12 protein-coding genes are annotated in these 14367 nt (G+C 67.2%); 7 read left to right on the top strand and 5 right to left on the bottom strand.

Translation table 11 applies throughout. The annotated features are described in order from the left end of the window. Positions 1–55: 55 nt before the first annotated feature. Complete coding sequence (locus ACQPXH_RS09660) at positions 56–709, bottom strand: response regulator (protein ID WP_433603392.1); 654 nt, start codon at positions 707–709, stop codon at positions 56–58. 38 nt (positions 710–747) lie between these two features. Continuing rightward, positions 748–2121 (bottom strand): sensor histidine kinase, encoded by a 1374-nt coding sequence (locus ACQPXH_RS09655; RefSeq protein ID WP_433601973.1) that lies wholly within the window; start codon positions 2119–2121, stop codon positions 748–750. A 158-nt stretch (positions 2122–2279) separates the two neighbouring features. On the opposite strand from ACQPXH_RS09655, the gene ACQPXH_RS09650 reads away from it, so the two are divergent. The 3 genes from ACQPXH_RS09650 (at position 2280) to ACQPXH_RS09640 (ending at position 5909) form a co-directional block, all read left to right on the top strand. Continuing rightward, entirely contained in the window at positions 2280–2630 is a 351-nt protein-coding gene (locus tag ACQPXH_RS09650) for a hypothetical protein (protein WP_433601971.1), read from the top strand. 73 nt (positions 2631–2703) lie between these two features. Further along, entirely contained in the window at positions 2704–3420 is a 717-nt protein-coding gene (locus ACQPXH_RS09645) for an ABC transporter ATP-binding protein (protein WP_433603391.1), read from the top strand. After that, positions 3417–5909 (top strand): FtsX-like permease family protein, encoded by a 2493-nt coding sequence (locus ACQPXH_RS09640; RefSeq protein ID WP_433601970.1) that lies wholly within the window; start codon positions 3417–3419, stop codon positions 5907–5909. Before ACQPXH_RS09645 ends, ACQPXH_RS09640 begins: the two co-directional genes overlap by 4 nt. Before the next feature lie 89 nt (positions 5910–5998). Here the strand turns inward: ACQPXH_RS09640 and ACQPXH_RS09635 are convergent, their stop codons facing one another. Further along, positions 5999–8185: a protein kinase domain-containing protein gene (locus ACQPXH_RS09635; protein ID WP_433601968.1), complete on the bottom strand. Its 2187-nt coding sequence runs from the start codon at positions 8183–8185 to the stop codon at positions 5999–6001. A 299-nt stretch (positions 8186–8484) separates the two neighbouring features. On the opposite strand from ACQPXH_RS09635, the gene ACQPXH_RS09630 reads away from it, so the two are divergent. Then, entirely contained in the window at positions 8485–9372 is an 888-nt protein-coding gene (locus tag ACQPXH_RS09630) for a hypothetical protein (protein WP_433601967.1), read from the top strand. Here the strand turns inward: ACQPXH_RS09630 and ACQPXH_RS09625 are convergent. Beyond that, the gene (locus ACQPXH_RS09625; protein WP_040693694.1) at positions 9369–10034 is read right to left on the bottom strand and encodes a response regulator; all 666 of its coding nucleotides are present in this window, start codon (positions 10032–10034) and stop codon (positions 9369–9371) included. The genes ACQPXH_RS09630 and ACQPXH_RS09625 overlap by 4 nt on opposite strands. 147 nt (positions 10035–10181) lie before the next feature. Further along, entirely contained in the window at positions 10182–11414 is a 1233-nt protein-coding gene (locus tag ACQPXH_RS09620) for a sensor histidine kinase (RefSeq protein WP_433601966.1), read from the bottom strand. Between the two features lie 169 nt (positions 11415–11583). Here ACQPXH_RS09620 and ACQPXH_RS09615 point away from each other — a divergent pair, with 169 nt between their 5' ends. The 3 genes from ACQPXH_RS09615 (at position 11584) to ACQPXH_RS09605 (ending at position 14291) form a co-directional block, all read left to right on the top strand. Continuing rightward, positions 11584–12333, top strand: a complete 750-nt coding sequence (locus ACQPXH_RS09615) for a hypothetical protein (RefSeq protein ID WP_433601965.1) — start codon at positions 11584–11586, stop codon at positions 12331–12333. A 125-nt stretch (positions 12334–12458) separates the two neighbouring features. After that, a complete protein-coding gene (locus ACQPXH_RS09610; RefSeq protein ID WP_433601964.1) occupies positions 12459–13784 on the top strand; it encodes an alpha/beta-hydrolase family protein in 1326 nt (441 codons plus the stop codon). A 60-nt stretch (positions 13785–13844) separates the two neighbouring features. Beyond that, complete coding sequence (locus tag ACQPXH_RS09605) at positions 13845–14291, top strand: SRPBCC family protein (protein ID WP_433601963.1); 447 nt, start codon at positions 13845–13847, stop codon at positions 14289–14291. Positions 14292–14367 lie beyond the last annotated feature (76 nt).

Genomic DNA, 14367 nt, shown 5'->3' with positions numbered 1-14367 from the left:
TCCCGGGCAAAGATCGCCCATCACCAGCTCCGGGTATGCGCGATCCGGCTGCCCGTCAACCCGTGGATTGTCCTGGTGCGACCACCCCGTGGTCAAACGCAAACACGATCGCGGCAGCCCGATCCCGCAGTTCCAGTTTGCCGAATATATGTCCGACATGGCTCTTGACGGTGACTTCGGAGATGCCGAGGTCGCGTGCGATCTCGGCATTGACGCGCCCGCGCCCGATCAATTCGAGCACCTCGTACTCGCGTGCCGTGAGTTCGGAGAGTCGGCTGTCGGCGCGGGTGACGGCGGGTCGAACCGTCCGATATGCCGAGAGCACCCGACCGGTGACCGACGGGTCCAACCAGGCCCCGCCGGCGGCGACCGTGCGGACGGCCCGGATGAGATCTTCGGCGGGCGAATCCTTCAGGATGAATCCGGCCGCTCCGCCCCGCAGTGCGCCGGAAAGCAGCTGGTCGTCGTCGAAGGTGGTGAGCACCAGCACCGGCGGCGCACCGTCGCGCGCACGCAGCATGCGGGTCGCGTCGATGCCGCCGACGCGCTTCATGCGCAGATCCATCAGCACGACATCGGGTCGGTTGGCCGCTATCGCGGCGGGTACCTCGTCGCCGTCGGCGCATTCGATGACCAGGAAACCGTCGCGCCGCCGCAGTATACGCCGCAGCCCGCCGCGGACGAGTTCCTGATCGTCGACGACCAGCACGGTGACCGTCTCCTCGCCACCGGCCGCAGGCCCTGTTGTCACGCGCCCTCCCCCAGCGCACCGTTGCGCCGCATGTCACGCACCGCATTCGCGGCCCCATGGATCACGTCGGGCAGTCCGCACGACGTCGACCAGGCCCGCGCGCCGCCGAGCGGGAATTCGGCTCGCACCGTCCAGCCGTCGTCGTAGGGCCCGGTCTCGATGCGGCCACCGAGCAGTTCGGCACGCTGGCGCATACCGGACAGTCCCATCCCGCCGCCCAGATCCAGCGGCAATCCCTTGGGCAGCGAATTGTTCACGATGAGCCGGGCCACCGACGAGTCCACCTCCAACAGCACGGTCGCGGTCGCGCCGGGCGCATGTTTGATCACATTGGCCAGTGACTCCTGGCCGATCCGATAGAGCGCGAGTCCGACCGCCGCCGACACCGCGGACAGATCCTCGGTACGGGTATAGCGAACATCCAATCCGGCCCCGGCGAAATCACCGACCAGATCATCGATATCGCGGATGCCGGGCTCCGGAACGAGTTTGGCCGGCCGGGCGTCGAGCAGGCCGATGGTGCGGCGGATATCGGCCATGGCCTGCCTGCCGAGTCGCTCGGCGTCGACCAGTGCGTCCACCGCTTCGTCCACGTCACGGTCGGTCTGCAGCGCGTGCCGGGCCGCGGTCAGATGCAGCAGGGTGATGCTCAGCGAATGCGCGATGACATCGTGCACCTCGCGCGCGATCCGGCTGCGCTCCGCGTCGGCGGCGCGTTCGGCCCGGATCTGCTGACTCTCACGTTCCTGATAAAGGAATTTGCGCTGATACTGCAACATCACGCCGACCAGCCAGCCGAGAGCGATCCCGACGATGTACATCTGCAGGCCGGCCAACCGCTGACCCGACTCACTCCACATCAGGTGACCGGCCGCGTCGAAGGCCATCAACTCGAGTACCGCGACCACCGCGAACAATGCGCTGAGGCGTTTTCGCACGATGGCCGCGACCTCGCCGACCATCACCACCAGGATGAACGGGGAAAGGTCGGACGACACCGGCTGGGTGAGCATGATCGCCGTCGCGACCAGGCCGGAGACCGCGAGCAGCATCGGGCTCGGCGCAACACCGAAGAAGCAGAACAGCGGCACCGAGACGAAGACCAGTACGAGCGCCAGAATCGGCAGCGCGGTCGGGAAATATTCGTGGCGCTGAATGACCGCGCCGACACCGACCACGAGCAGAGCCGCATCGGCGCTGATCATCACCGAGGGCGGATAGTCGAACGGCAGCTCTTCGAGATTGCGGCGCAAGACCGCGACCGGGTTGCGCACGAAAGCCACGAACCGATCCCGGACGCGCCCACTCTCGCGGAAAGGTATCGCCGGTTGGGCGCCCGCCGACGATGCAATGGCGTGGGTCACATCCATTCTGTAAGGCTAACCGCCAGGTCGGGGCCGGTGCATCGTGCTAAGAGCGGGCCGCGGCTCCTACCGCGGTAGGAGATCGATTCGCGTCCCTGGCACGAAGACACCGTATTTCGTCGTCCGTAGCGTGAGATCTACCAAACCACGGAAGGGCATATACGATGTCCGATCATTTCGAGCGACACAGTCGCAACGGATGGGAAGATCACCACCGCCGAACCGAGATCGTGCACACCGTGCTCACCCGCGCGGCCAGCGATCCGGCCAGCCCCGATCTGTTCGCGGAGATCCCGGAACTGGACCGGTTGTTCGGCGGACCAGAGGGGCTCTTGCTCGCGTTGCGATATCGGTGGAATATCCATCTCGACGCGAAATTGGACCAGGCGCTGGTGCAGGGCCAATCCGCGGTCGACGCCTATCTCGAACTAGCCGCCGAACAACCGGTCCTGCGCGCCGTGCTCGACGCACAGTATCGCCGCCGAGTTCAGGAGGCCGAGGCGATGGCGCGATAACGCGCAGGTGCGACACCGCGGTGCGCCACAATCGACCAAGATCGAATAGTTGAGAAAGAGGGTGGGGGACCGCATGTCGGACCAGGCCATGCTGGAACTGACGGATATCACCAAGGAATATCGCGTCGGCGACCAGGCGGTGCGCGCACTGGACGGCATCAGTCTGCGCATCGAATCCGGTGAATTCACCTCGATCATCGGGCCGTCCGGCTCGGGTAAGAGCACGCTGTTGCATCTGCTCGGCGCACTCGATACCCCCGACTCCGGGTCGATCCGCTTTCGGGGTGCGGAGATCGGCGGCCTCGACGACGAGCGGCAGTCCGAATTCCGCCGCCACCGCGTCGGTTTCATCTTCCAGTTCTTCAATCTGCTGCCGACCCTCACCGCCTGGGAAAATGTCGCCATTCCGAAGCTGTTGGACGGCACCGGATTACGCAAGGCCAAACCGCGCGCGCTGGAACTGCTCGACCTGGTCGGGCTCAGTGAACGCGCCACCCATCGGCCCGCCGAATTGTCCGGCGGTCAGATGCAGCGCGTCGCGGTGGCGCGGGCATTGATCATGGATCCGCCGCTGATCCTGGCCGACGAACCGACCGGCAATCTGGATTCCAAGACCGGTGCGTCCATCCTGAAACTGCTCGGCAATATTGCGGGCAACGGAAATTCGGTGGTGATGGTGACCCACGATATGGGCGCTGTCGAATACTGCGACCGGGTGATCACGTTGCGCGACGGGCAGATCGGCTCCAATGACAAGGTCGATATCGCCACCCGGACGGTGCGCGCGTGATCGGCGCGGCATGGGATCGGCTGCGGCTGTTCAATATCGGTGAACTGCTCGCCCACCGCGGCCGCACCCTCATGTCATTGGCGGTGCTGTCCATTTCGGCATCGCTGCTGGTCGCGGTGTTCAGCATCTCCGGCTCGGTCACCGGTTCGGTGGACCGGCTCACCCGCAGTCTCGGCGGCAATGCCGTATTGGAGGTCACCGGGATCACCGACGCGGGCTTCGATCAGCGGGAACTGCAACGCATCGCGACCACCCCCGGCGTCGACATGGCAGTGCCGATGTTGCGCGCGCAGGTCGGATCGGGCGCCGATAAGGCGCTGCTGATCGGCGCCGACACCAGCATCACCGCACTGGGCAGCGATCTGGGCGGGCCGATGGCCGCGCAGGCGAGCAAATTGCTCGCCGTGCCGAACGGTGTCCTTGTCGGATCCGGGATGGGGCGCGCCGAAGGCGAACACTTCCCACTCGGTTCTGGAACCGTCACTGTCGCAGCGGTTCTCGATAAGAAGACCTCCAAGCAGCTCAACGGTGGCCACATCATTGCCGCCCCGCTCGGGCTCGCGCAGAAACTCACCGACCGCGTCGGGCGGCTGGACTCGATTCAGATCATCCCGGCCGACGGCACCGATGTCGACCAGTTGCGCGAGACGCTTACCAAGGTGGTCGACGGACGCGCCGTGGTCGCCGATCCAGGGCTGCGCACCGCACAGGCCGGTGGCGCCATCCAGATCGTGCGGTACTCGACGCTCATGGCCTCGGCGGCCGCCCTGATCGTCTCGGCATTCTTGATCTACAACGCGATGAGTATGGCGGTCGCCCAGCGCAGGCCGGTGTTGTCCATGCTGCGGGCGATCGGCGGCAAGCGCGGGCCGATGGTGCGTGATCTGCTGGTCGAGGCGGCGCTGCTCGGCGTGCTCGGCGGGTTGGGTGGCGCGGTGGTCGGCGCCGCCATGGGTGGCGTCGCGATCGGCGAACTCCCCACCGCAATCATGCAATCGGTGGAGGCTCGCACCGAATACATAGTGCCCGGGTACGCGATTCCGGTGGCGATCGGCGCCTGCGTGGTGGCCAGTGTGCTGGCGGCTGCCATTGCGGCGCGCCAGGTGTACAAGGTCGAACCGATCGAGGCGCTGGCGCCGGTGGGGGCGGCGCGCACCGATACCACGAGTGCGGCACTGCGCTGGACCTCGATCGTGCTCGGCGTCGGCCTCATCGTCGGCGCGATCGTCATTGCCGAGGCCGATCTGGGTCGCATCTCGCTGGCGTCGATCTCGATGTCGTTCGCCGGGGCGGTGACGCTGTGCTTCGCCGCTACCGGACCGATCGTGCGGGCCGCCGCGGCGATCGCCGGACGCTTCGGCGCACCGGGCACGCTCGGGGCCACCACCCTCGAACGCGCACCGCGGCGGGTGTGGGCCACCGCGATGACGGTGATGATCGGCGTATCCGCCACCGTCGCGATGGGCGGGGGTTCGCGCAATATGGTCGATTCGGCCACCGCCTCCTTCGCGGGCTTCAGCGACACCGATCTGTTCGTCAGCACCAGCTCGATGGAGCAGTTTCCGACGGGGCCGTTGCTGCCCAATGGATTACGCGAGAAGATCGCCGAGGTGCCCGGTGTCGGGCAGGTCGGGCCCGCGCAGATGGCCTTCGCCACCCTCGGCACCGGGCGGGTGATGTTGCAGGGATATCCGAGCGAGGCGGACGAATCCGAGACCGGCTCGGTGAGTCGAGAAGTCATGGCCCACTTGGCCACCGGGGACGGGGTGGCGATATCTCGCGATGTCGCGCGATCGCTCGGCGTCGGCGCCGGGGCCGAATTGACCCTGCCGACCCCGACCGGCAACCACACCGTGCGGGTGCTGGACGTGATTCCGTATATCTCGGCCATCTCGGGTGTGGTCGTGATGAATCTCGACCAGATGCGCGCGTGGTATCAACGACCGGGTGAAACCGTCCTAGCGGTGCATTTCCAACCGGGCGTGGACAAGTCGGCAGTGCAGGCCGCCGTGCGGCGCGTGGTACCCGCCGATATCCACGTCGACACCGGCGCGCAAGCGGTCGTCGCCATCTCCTCCAGCCTGCGGCAGGGCTCGGCGATCAGTTACGCGATCCTGTGGATCGTGGTGTTGGTGGCCACCGTGGCACTGCTGAACACCCTGATGCTCTCGGTCCTGGAACGCCGCCGCGAACTCGGCGTACTGCGGGCCATGGGCACCAGCCGCAAATTCCTGCTGCGCTCGGTGCTCGCCGAGGCCGTCGGCATCGGAATCATCGGCGCGGCAATAGGTCTCGCAGCCGGCGCGGCGATCCAATATCTCGCCACCGTCGCCGTCGGGCACGCGCTGACAATCGACATCGCGTACCAGCCGAGCCCGATGCTGCTGGTGTACGGCACCGCCGCACTCGCATTGGCGCTACTCGGATCGATTCCGCCCGCCTTGCGTGCGGCACGCATGCCGATCGTGGAGGCGTTGGCGGTCGACTGAGTCCGGCGGCACCAGGTGGACTGGTTGCGTGTCGCGCGCCCAACATCCAGACTTCCGAGCCGACACCAGTTCAGCTGTCCTGCAGACAATTACAGCGGTGCCGCGTCCCACCAGGCGGTGAGTGCGTCTTGGGCCGTGGGTGTCGGTGGCACGGTTTGCACTCCTGCGGCGGTGCCGTGGTTGCTCACGTACACCAGGAAATTCGAGCGGACCGGGTCGGATTCGAAGCTCACTACCAGTTCGGCGGTGTGGTAGAAGGGCTGGAGGGGGCCGGGTGGGTCTTCCACGACCCAGCGGTGAGTGTTGACCGGGATTCCGCTCTTCTTGCCGGCCGTCGCGACATTGGCGGGCAGTGCCTGGACCACGGCTCGGGCGTCCGCGGCGGAGGCGTATTCGAGAATGGTGTAGCTCATCTGCGTGGTGGCCTGGGTTTCGCGATGGCATTCCCACGCGGTGACCCAGGGACTCGATCTCAAGGTTTCGTCCTCGATCCCCAGCAGTTCCCCGGCCTCCGATGCCATGCAGCGCGCGTCTTGATAGGCCTCGCCGAAATCGTCCTTGCCCTGCGGCACCAGATTCGGAAAAAGCCTGCGGCTCTTGGCAAGTACATCGGACGGAGCGGCCGCCGTCGTGGCGGTGACGGGCGGCGGCACGGCGGCATCGGGCGGGCCTTCCGACTCCCGGCCGACGACCACGAGCGTGCCCATTACGGCGATCACCGCGACCACGATGCCGACGGCGATCCAGCCGACCAGCACGGCCGTACTCCGGCCATGGTCCGCAGTCGGTTGCGCGCCAACGGCATTCGGCCCGAAGGGGGATGGCGCCGCGCCAGGCGGCATCGCAGACGGCGGCTGTTGCGGCGGCTGACCCGGTATCGGTGGTCCCTGAGTCGGCTGGCCCGGAATCGCCGAGCCCTGCACCGCTGGAGCTTGCACCGGTTGGCCCTGTACCGGTTGGCCCTGTACCGGTTGGCCCTGTACCGGTTGGCCCTGTACCGGTAGCCCCTGGGCGCCCTGCTGAGGCGGAGCCGCCTGCTGCGATGCCGCCGCTTGCGCTGCCCCCGGCTGAGGTGGAGCCGCCGGATACGCCGCACCCTGCGCCGGTGGCACACCCGGCTGCGCAGGCGCCAACGAGTACCCCGCAGCCTGCGGTGTCCCCTGCGCCGGTGGCCCCTGCGTCGTCGGTGCACCCGGTTGCGGTGCCGCTTGCTGCGCAGGATAACCCGCGGCCTGCGGCACCCCGGGCGCCATCGGTTGCGGTAGCGGTGGATAGGCCTGCGGCGCAGCACCATATCCAGCGGGCCCGACCGCCTGCGTGGGCTGCGCGAAGGCCCCCTGATCAGCGGGCACACCGAATCCCGGTGCGGGTGGCGCGGATCCGACGGCCTGTCCCGGATATACCGGCGGGAAGCCGGGATTCACCTGCACGGCGGCAACCGGAGGCGCGGTCAATGCCTTGCGGGCCGCGGCGGCGAACTCGACACATGTCGCGTACCGATGTTCGGGACGTTTGGCCATCGCCTTGGCGAGCACGCCGTCCAGCGCGGGATTCAAACCCTGGCGTCGGGTCGCCAATGGCGCGGCGACATGCTGCAGATGCCCGCGGATGATGTCGTTCGGATCGGGCGCGTCGAACGGCGCCATGCCGGTGAACAGCCAGTACAGCGCGCACGCCAACGAGTACTGATCGGTGCGGTTGTCCAGCTTGGCGCCGGTCATCTGCTCCGGCGAGGCATAGGACAGGGTCGCGCTGAACATGCCGGTCTGGGTCAGGTGCGTGGAGTCCTCACGCAACCGGGCGATGCCGAAGTCGGTCAGGAATACCCGCTCGCGCTGCCCACCGGTGGAACGAGCCAGCAAGAAGTTGGCGGGCTTCACATCCCGATGCAGCACACCCATGCCGTGCGCGTAATCCAGTGCCGCCGCGACACCCTCGATGATCTGCACCGCGCGCTCCGGCGGCAGTGTCATCGGGTCGACGGTCGCCGCGTCGACACCGTCGATGTACTGCATGGAGATCCAGAGCTGATCGTCCTCGGAGCCGCGGTCGTAGACGGCGACGATATTCGGGTGGTCCAGATGCGCCGCAAGATCGGCCTCCCGATCGAAGCGCGCACGCACCTCGGCGTCGGTGAACAACTCCCGATTCAGCAGTTTCAGCGCCGTCTGCTTACCGAGGCGGGGGTGTCTGGCCAGGTATACCGAGCCCATGCCCCCCTGGCCGAGCAGCCGCTCCACGGTGAACCCGGCGAACACCTCACCGCTGTTCAGCAAGGCGACCCCCTTCAGGTGACTGCGGCCCTCGGACATCGGTCGTCCGAGCGCGTAAACAGAGTTGTGAGCCTACCGGGTAGCCCCTTGGCCACGCTGTTTCGAATTCTCCGGGAAAATCGGCGAAACTATCAACAGGGCGTCAGCACCGTGTCGGCTCCTTGCACGACTCGGTGCTGATCGTGCGACGTCCGGTCACCGACCGGGCGGGTGTGACGATGATGTTTTTCGCACCACCGATGGAACAACGGGTGTCAGGTTGCGGTGATGCGGAGAACGCGGCGGTGAGGTCTACAAGAACGATGGTGAATTATCGGGTGGCGCTGCGCGGCGCGGCACTCACGGTTTTGGTCACGCTCACCTCCTGTTCCCTCTTACCCGGCACCCACGACGCACCCGCGGGGCCGACGCTACCCGTCGAACGGCCCGGATCCTGGCATCCCGGCTGGTCGATCTCGCGGCCCGATTCGCTGGCCGCCGATTTCACCCAACTGCAGCCGAATCTGCTGGGGCAGGTCGGGATGGCCATCATGCCGGTCGGCGGCGGCCGGATGACCATCTTCGGCGACTGGACCAGCGGCATCGCCTGGTCCACCATCAAGGTGCCGCTGGCCATCGCCGCGCTGCGGCACGACCCGACGGGTGTCGTCGAATACGCGCACGAGGCGATCACCGTCTCGGATAACGATGCGGCCGAAGCACTCTGGGAGTCCCTCGGTGACGGCGAAGAGGCCGCGCGGGCCGTTCAGGAGGTCCTCGACGAGGCAGGCGACGCTCTGACCAATGTGTACGGACCGAGAACCAGCATGGACTACATCGCATTCGGCGCGACCGAATGGACGCTGGCCAATCAGGTGCGCTTCGCCTCGCAGCTGCCGTGCCTGCCCGAGTCCAGCACTGTGGTCGAACTGATGGAACAGATCACGCCGGAACAGCGCTGGGGCCTTGGCACCATCGAGGGCACCGAATTCAAGGGCGGCTGGGGGCCCGACGACGAAACCGGCGTCTACACGGTCCGTCAGTTCGGCATCGTGCCGACCCGATCCGGCGGTGTCGCGGTCGCGCTTGCGGCACAGGCGGATTCGGGCACCTTCGAGGATGCGACCGCCCTGCTCGATCGGCTGGCCCGACTGCTGTCGCGGCACCTCGACGATCTCAACGGCGGTAAGTGCCAGCCGCAGCCGCGCTAGCCAGGGGTGACCAGACCGGATTCGTAGGCGAGTACGACCGCCTGCGCGCGGTCGCGCAGATTCAACTTCGAAAATACCTTGGAGACATGGGTTTTCACGGTCTGCTCGGCGACGAACAGCGCGGTGGCGATCTCGGTATTGGACATGCCCTTCGCGATCAACTCCAGCACCTCGCGTTCACGCGGAGTCAGTGACGCCAGCGCGGGTGTGGGTTTGACGCGGCTCGCGCTACGGCGGCGGGTGACGTCGGCGATCAGTCGGCGGGTGACCGTCGGGGCGAGCAGGGCCTGGCCGTCGGCGACCACGCGCACCGCGCGCACCAACTCCTCGGCGGGCGCGTCCTTGAGCAGGAATCCGCTGGCGCCGATGCTCAACGCCTCGTAGACGTAATCGTCGATATCGAAGGTGGTCAGCATGAGGACCCGCACCGGCGGGTCGAAGCCGGCGGCGAGGATGGCGCGCGCGGCGTCGAGGCCGTTCATCTCCGGCATGCGCACATCCATCAGCACCACATCCGGGCGCAGCCGCTTGGCCTCGGCGACGGCGACCTTGCCGTCCGGCGCGTCACCGACCACGCTGATATCGGACTGGGCGGCGAGCAGGGCGCCGAAACCCTGACGCACCATGGCCTGGTCGTCGGCGATCAGAACAGTAATTGCCACCAACAGAGCCTATCCGCCCATCGGGCCGGACAAGTCGGGTGCCACATGCGTCACCTTCAGGTGCGCGGCAAGTTCGGGCGACCGGACCTGTCGGCTATGTCGATTCGAAATCAATTGCCCTGTAGGCATTCTCGAGGGGCAGGATGCTCAAATGTCTTCGGCGACAGTAACCATGGCGATCATCGCCGGGTCGAGAGCCGACCCGGACGCCGCAGCGATCGGCAGCCGGGCTCGCACCTCGAAACCGCCGTCCGCACGCGGACCCGCCGACACCTCGCCGCCGACCGCGAGCGCACGCGCCCGCATGCCCGCGATGCCGTGACCGCCGTTGCCGACCGGTCGGGCGACAGTAGCGCTCAGGGCGTTGCCGACGCTCAGCCGCAGTGCGTCGGCACCGACCACGATCGCTACCTGCACCGGCGCGCCCGGGGCGTGCCGGGAGGCGTTGGACAGCGACTCCTGGACGATCCGGTACAGCGCGAGGCCGACCGAATCCGGGACCGGATCCAGCAATCCGTCGACCGCCCAATCGATGCGCACCCCGGCGCGGCGGGCGCCCTCGAACAGGCCGAGCACATCGGCGGCCTTCGGTTGCGGTGCGTGTTCGGGCAGTTGACCGTCACTGCGCAGCACACCGAGCATGCCGCGGATCTCGTTCAATGCCTCGCGGGCCGTCGCGCCGATGGATTCGAATTCCGCGCGAGCGGCGGGAGTCACGCCCTCGACCCGATAGGGCGCGGTCTGGGCCTGCACCACGACGAGGGACATGTGGTGGGCGACGACATCGTGCAGGTCGCGGGCGATGCGGGCCTTCTCTTCCAGGATGGCGAGCCGGGCCCGCTCCAGTTCGTTCTCCTCCTCCTGGGCCAGCAATTGTTTGCGCGACTGCACCAGCCAGCGCACCAGCATCGCGAACAGCACGACGGCGGCGAAGGCGATCGGCCAGGCCCACGCGCCGCCGGAGATGTCACCGTCGCTGGTCATCGTGGTGGCCAGCAGCAGCGAGGTGGCACCCCAGGCGACCGCGACGATCGGGACCGCCGCGCGCAGGGCCACCGCGAACAGCAGCGCGAACAGGCACAGGATGTGCACGACCTGGATCGGGATCTCATTGTCCGGCTGATTCGGGATGGCAAGGGCGATGAGCAGGGCCGAACCCGCGGATATCGCCCAGCCCAGCGCCGGGTTGAGCCGGATCAGCAGGATAGGGAATGCGGCGAGTGCGGCGATGAACGGCTGCACCGCGACCGGCACGTCATGGGTGAGGTGCAGTGTCGGCCACGCGACGGCGTAGAAGATCACCGCGAGCAGCACGGTGAACGCGTCGAACCACATCCGCGCGTTCATCCCCTTGATCCAGCCATGACGTTTTTCCCTCATGGCTACGACAGTAGGAAGCCCGAGCAGTCGGGGTCCTCATACCCACGGGTGAATTCGGGCCCAGTACCGGAGTAGGAGGACTCGCATGCGCTCCCCCGGCGGCACGGGCCGGGAAACCGCACCGCGGCGTGAGGTGGCGTAGCGGGACGGATTCCTACTGTCGAGCACCATGAGCACACCGACCACCGATGCCGGCACCCGAACCCGATCCATCGCACGACGCTGTGCCGCACTGACAGCGGCCGCACTGACCACCATGGCGGCCACCATCATGCTGGCGCCCGCGGCGCATGCCGCCACCGTCGAGCGGCCGGTGGAGAATGCGTCGGCCGGTGCCGCGGTGATCGGCCTGACCTCGGGCGGGCCGGGGTCGGTCGAGGTGATTCCCGCCGATTTCGCGCAGCGGTTCGGGTATCGACCAGCTGTTGTCGATGGGCTGCTGGTGAATCCGGTTGGGGATTGCTCGTCGCCGGTGACGTTGCCCAGTGAGTTCGAGACCGCTTGCAAGGCACACGATTTGGGGTATGACCTGCTGCGCTATGCGGGCGCGCAGGATCAGCCGCTGGGCGGGTGGGCCAGACAGGCGCTGGATGCGACGCTGGCCGCGCATATGCACGAGGCGTGCGGGGCTCGGGCGGACGGATTCTCGCGGGCTCGGTGCGACGCGATGGCGAGCATTGCGAATACGTTCGTCGATCTGAATTCGCGGCGGCAGGACTATGGCGTGCCGGTTGTCGAATCCGGCTTCGGGGCGGATGATTCCGGGAGCAGCGGGTGGATCGTCGGTGGTGGTCTGGTCGGGCTCGGGGCGGCCGGGTTCCTGCCGTCCGTCCGGCGGCGGCTTGCCGATGCGCGGGATCGACGTCGTTCCTCGGTACGACCTTCGAATCGCATTGCTGCTCTGGGGGTCCAGGCATGAGCACGCTCACCGCGGCCAGACCGATTTCTACCCGGAATGATTCGGGCGCGTCGTCCAGCTCGAGCATTTCAGCCGCACCGGGGATTCGCTGGAAGACGCTCATCACCAAAGGATTTCGGTGTGCTGTGCGGCCGCGAATCGGCACGACGCTCGGAATCGGTTTCGGCACCTCGATATCCCTGGCCCCCGGCCTGCTTCCACGGACACCGAGCGCCCAGGCGATGTTGACCGGGCTGCTCGCCGCAGTTGCGCTGGCCGTCGCGGGGGTTCTTCGGTTTGCGTTGCGGCGCTGGGATTTCGATATCAACCGTCGGATGGATCGATTCCGCACACCGTTGCTCGGCGTGGCCGCGCTCGCGGTCGTCGGCCTGGTCGTGCGGGGAACCCATTGGCAGAACCGGTTGCGTACGGCGATGGATACCGCGCTGATCGGTCCGGACTATTGGCTGCGCTGGGCGCTCGTATCCGTAGCGATCATCGGGGTCGTCGCCGGAATCGTCCGCGCGGCTGGATGGTTCGCGCGGACGCTGGGTTCGGCGCGCAGTGTCGCCGTGGGCGTGGTGGCGGTGTCGGTGCTCTACCTCGCAGGGGTGCCTGCGGTTGGCGAGTGGCGACGCAGTGCCTACGCCGCCGCCAATGCGACGATCGATCCCGCACTGGTGCAACCGGTTTCGTATGTTCGGTCCGGGAGCGCGGAATCTGCCGTCAGCTGGCCTTCCTTGGGCGCGGAGGGACGCAAGTTCGTCACCGGATCGCCCGCGGGACCGATCCGGGTGTACGTCGGACTCGACTCCGCACCCGATCTCGATTCCCGTGTGGCCCTGGCTGTTCGAGAGCTGGAACGATCCGGTGGATTCGAGCGGTCGAATATCGTGCTCGCGGTGCCGACCGGGTCCGGATGGATCGATGCGAATGCGGTTCGCGGGTTCTACGAACGCTTCGGCGGTGATGTCGCACTCGTCGGGATGCAGTACTCCTACGCCCCCAGTTGGGTGACCTTCGTATTCGGGCGCGACGATGCGGTCGCGTATGCGCGAGCGCTGTTCGAAGCCGTGGAGCGCCGCATCGACACGCTCGACCACAAGCCCGAGCTCTACGTCTACGGGCAGAGTCTCGGCGCGCTCGGTGGGAGCTCGATATTCGCCGACGACGCCGACCAGGACCGTCGGACCTGCGCGGCGCTCTGGGCGGGCCCACCCGCCGGTCAGGTGCATCGGGCCGGCGCGACGGTATTGGCCAACAGCTCGGATCCGGTGGTGCACTGGTCGCCGTCGCTGCTGTGGCGCGCGCCCGAGCTCCGCGACGTTCGGGTGGATGCCCCTGTGCCACAATGGCTTCCGGTGATCAGCTTCCTGCAGACCAGCGCGGATCTGCTCGCCGCACTGAACGCGCCGCCGGGCCACGGCCACCGATACGGCACCGATCAGGGGACCGCCATGGGCGCCTGCTGACCCGCCACTTTCCTGCTGAGAGGCTTGATCGGCTATAGAACATGTTCTAATTTGCTAACCATGCCCTTTGTCATCGATGCCACCGTGGAAATCGACGCCCCCGCCGAACTGGTGTGGCAGGTGATCACCGACCTGCCACGCTACGGCGAGTGGAACCCCTTCTGCATCGAATGCCGCAGCACCCTCGTACCCGGCGAACCGATCGAAATGCTGGTCGCGCTCTCCGGTTCCAGCCCGCGCCGCCAGCGCGAATGGATGGTCTCGCACACCCCGGGCACCGAACTCGGCTACTCGATGAAGCCGGTCCCCCTCGGCGCCCTGCACAGCCTGCGTTCACACCGCGTCACCGCACTCGGCCCCGACCGCACCCGGTATGAATCCCACTTCGAACTCGGCGGCTGGCTGCACCCCCTGGTCGTGGCCGCCCTCGGCGAAAATCTCCGACGCGGCTTCGCGGGCATGACCGAAGGCATCCAAAAGCAAGCCGAGTCCCTCCGCGCCAACTGATTCCCCGCGGCACTGACCGCACGCCCCGCTGATCCAAAACCCCTGCGCGGTTGCCGCACACCTCCCGGGTAGTCGC

The sequence above is a fragment of the Nocardia sp. CA-135953 genome (assembly GCF_050955735.1).
Taxonomy (GTDB): Bacteria; Actinomycetota; Actinomycetes; order Mycobacteriales; family Mycobacteriaceae; genus Nocardia.
This window is presented reverse-complemented; position numbering and strand designations above follow the sequence as displayed.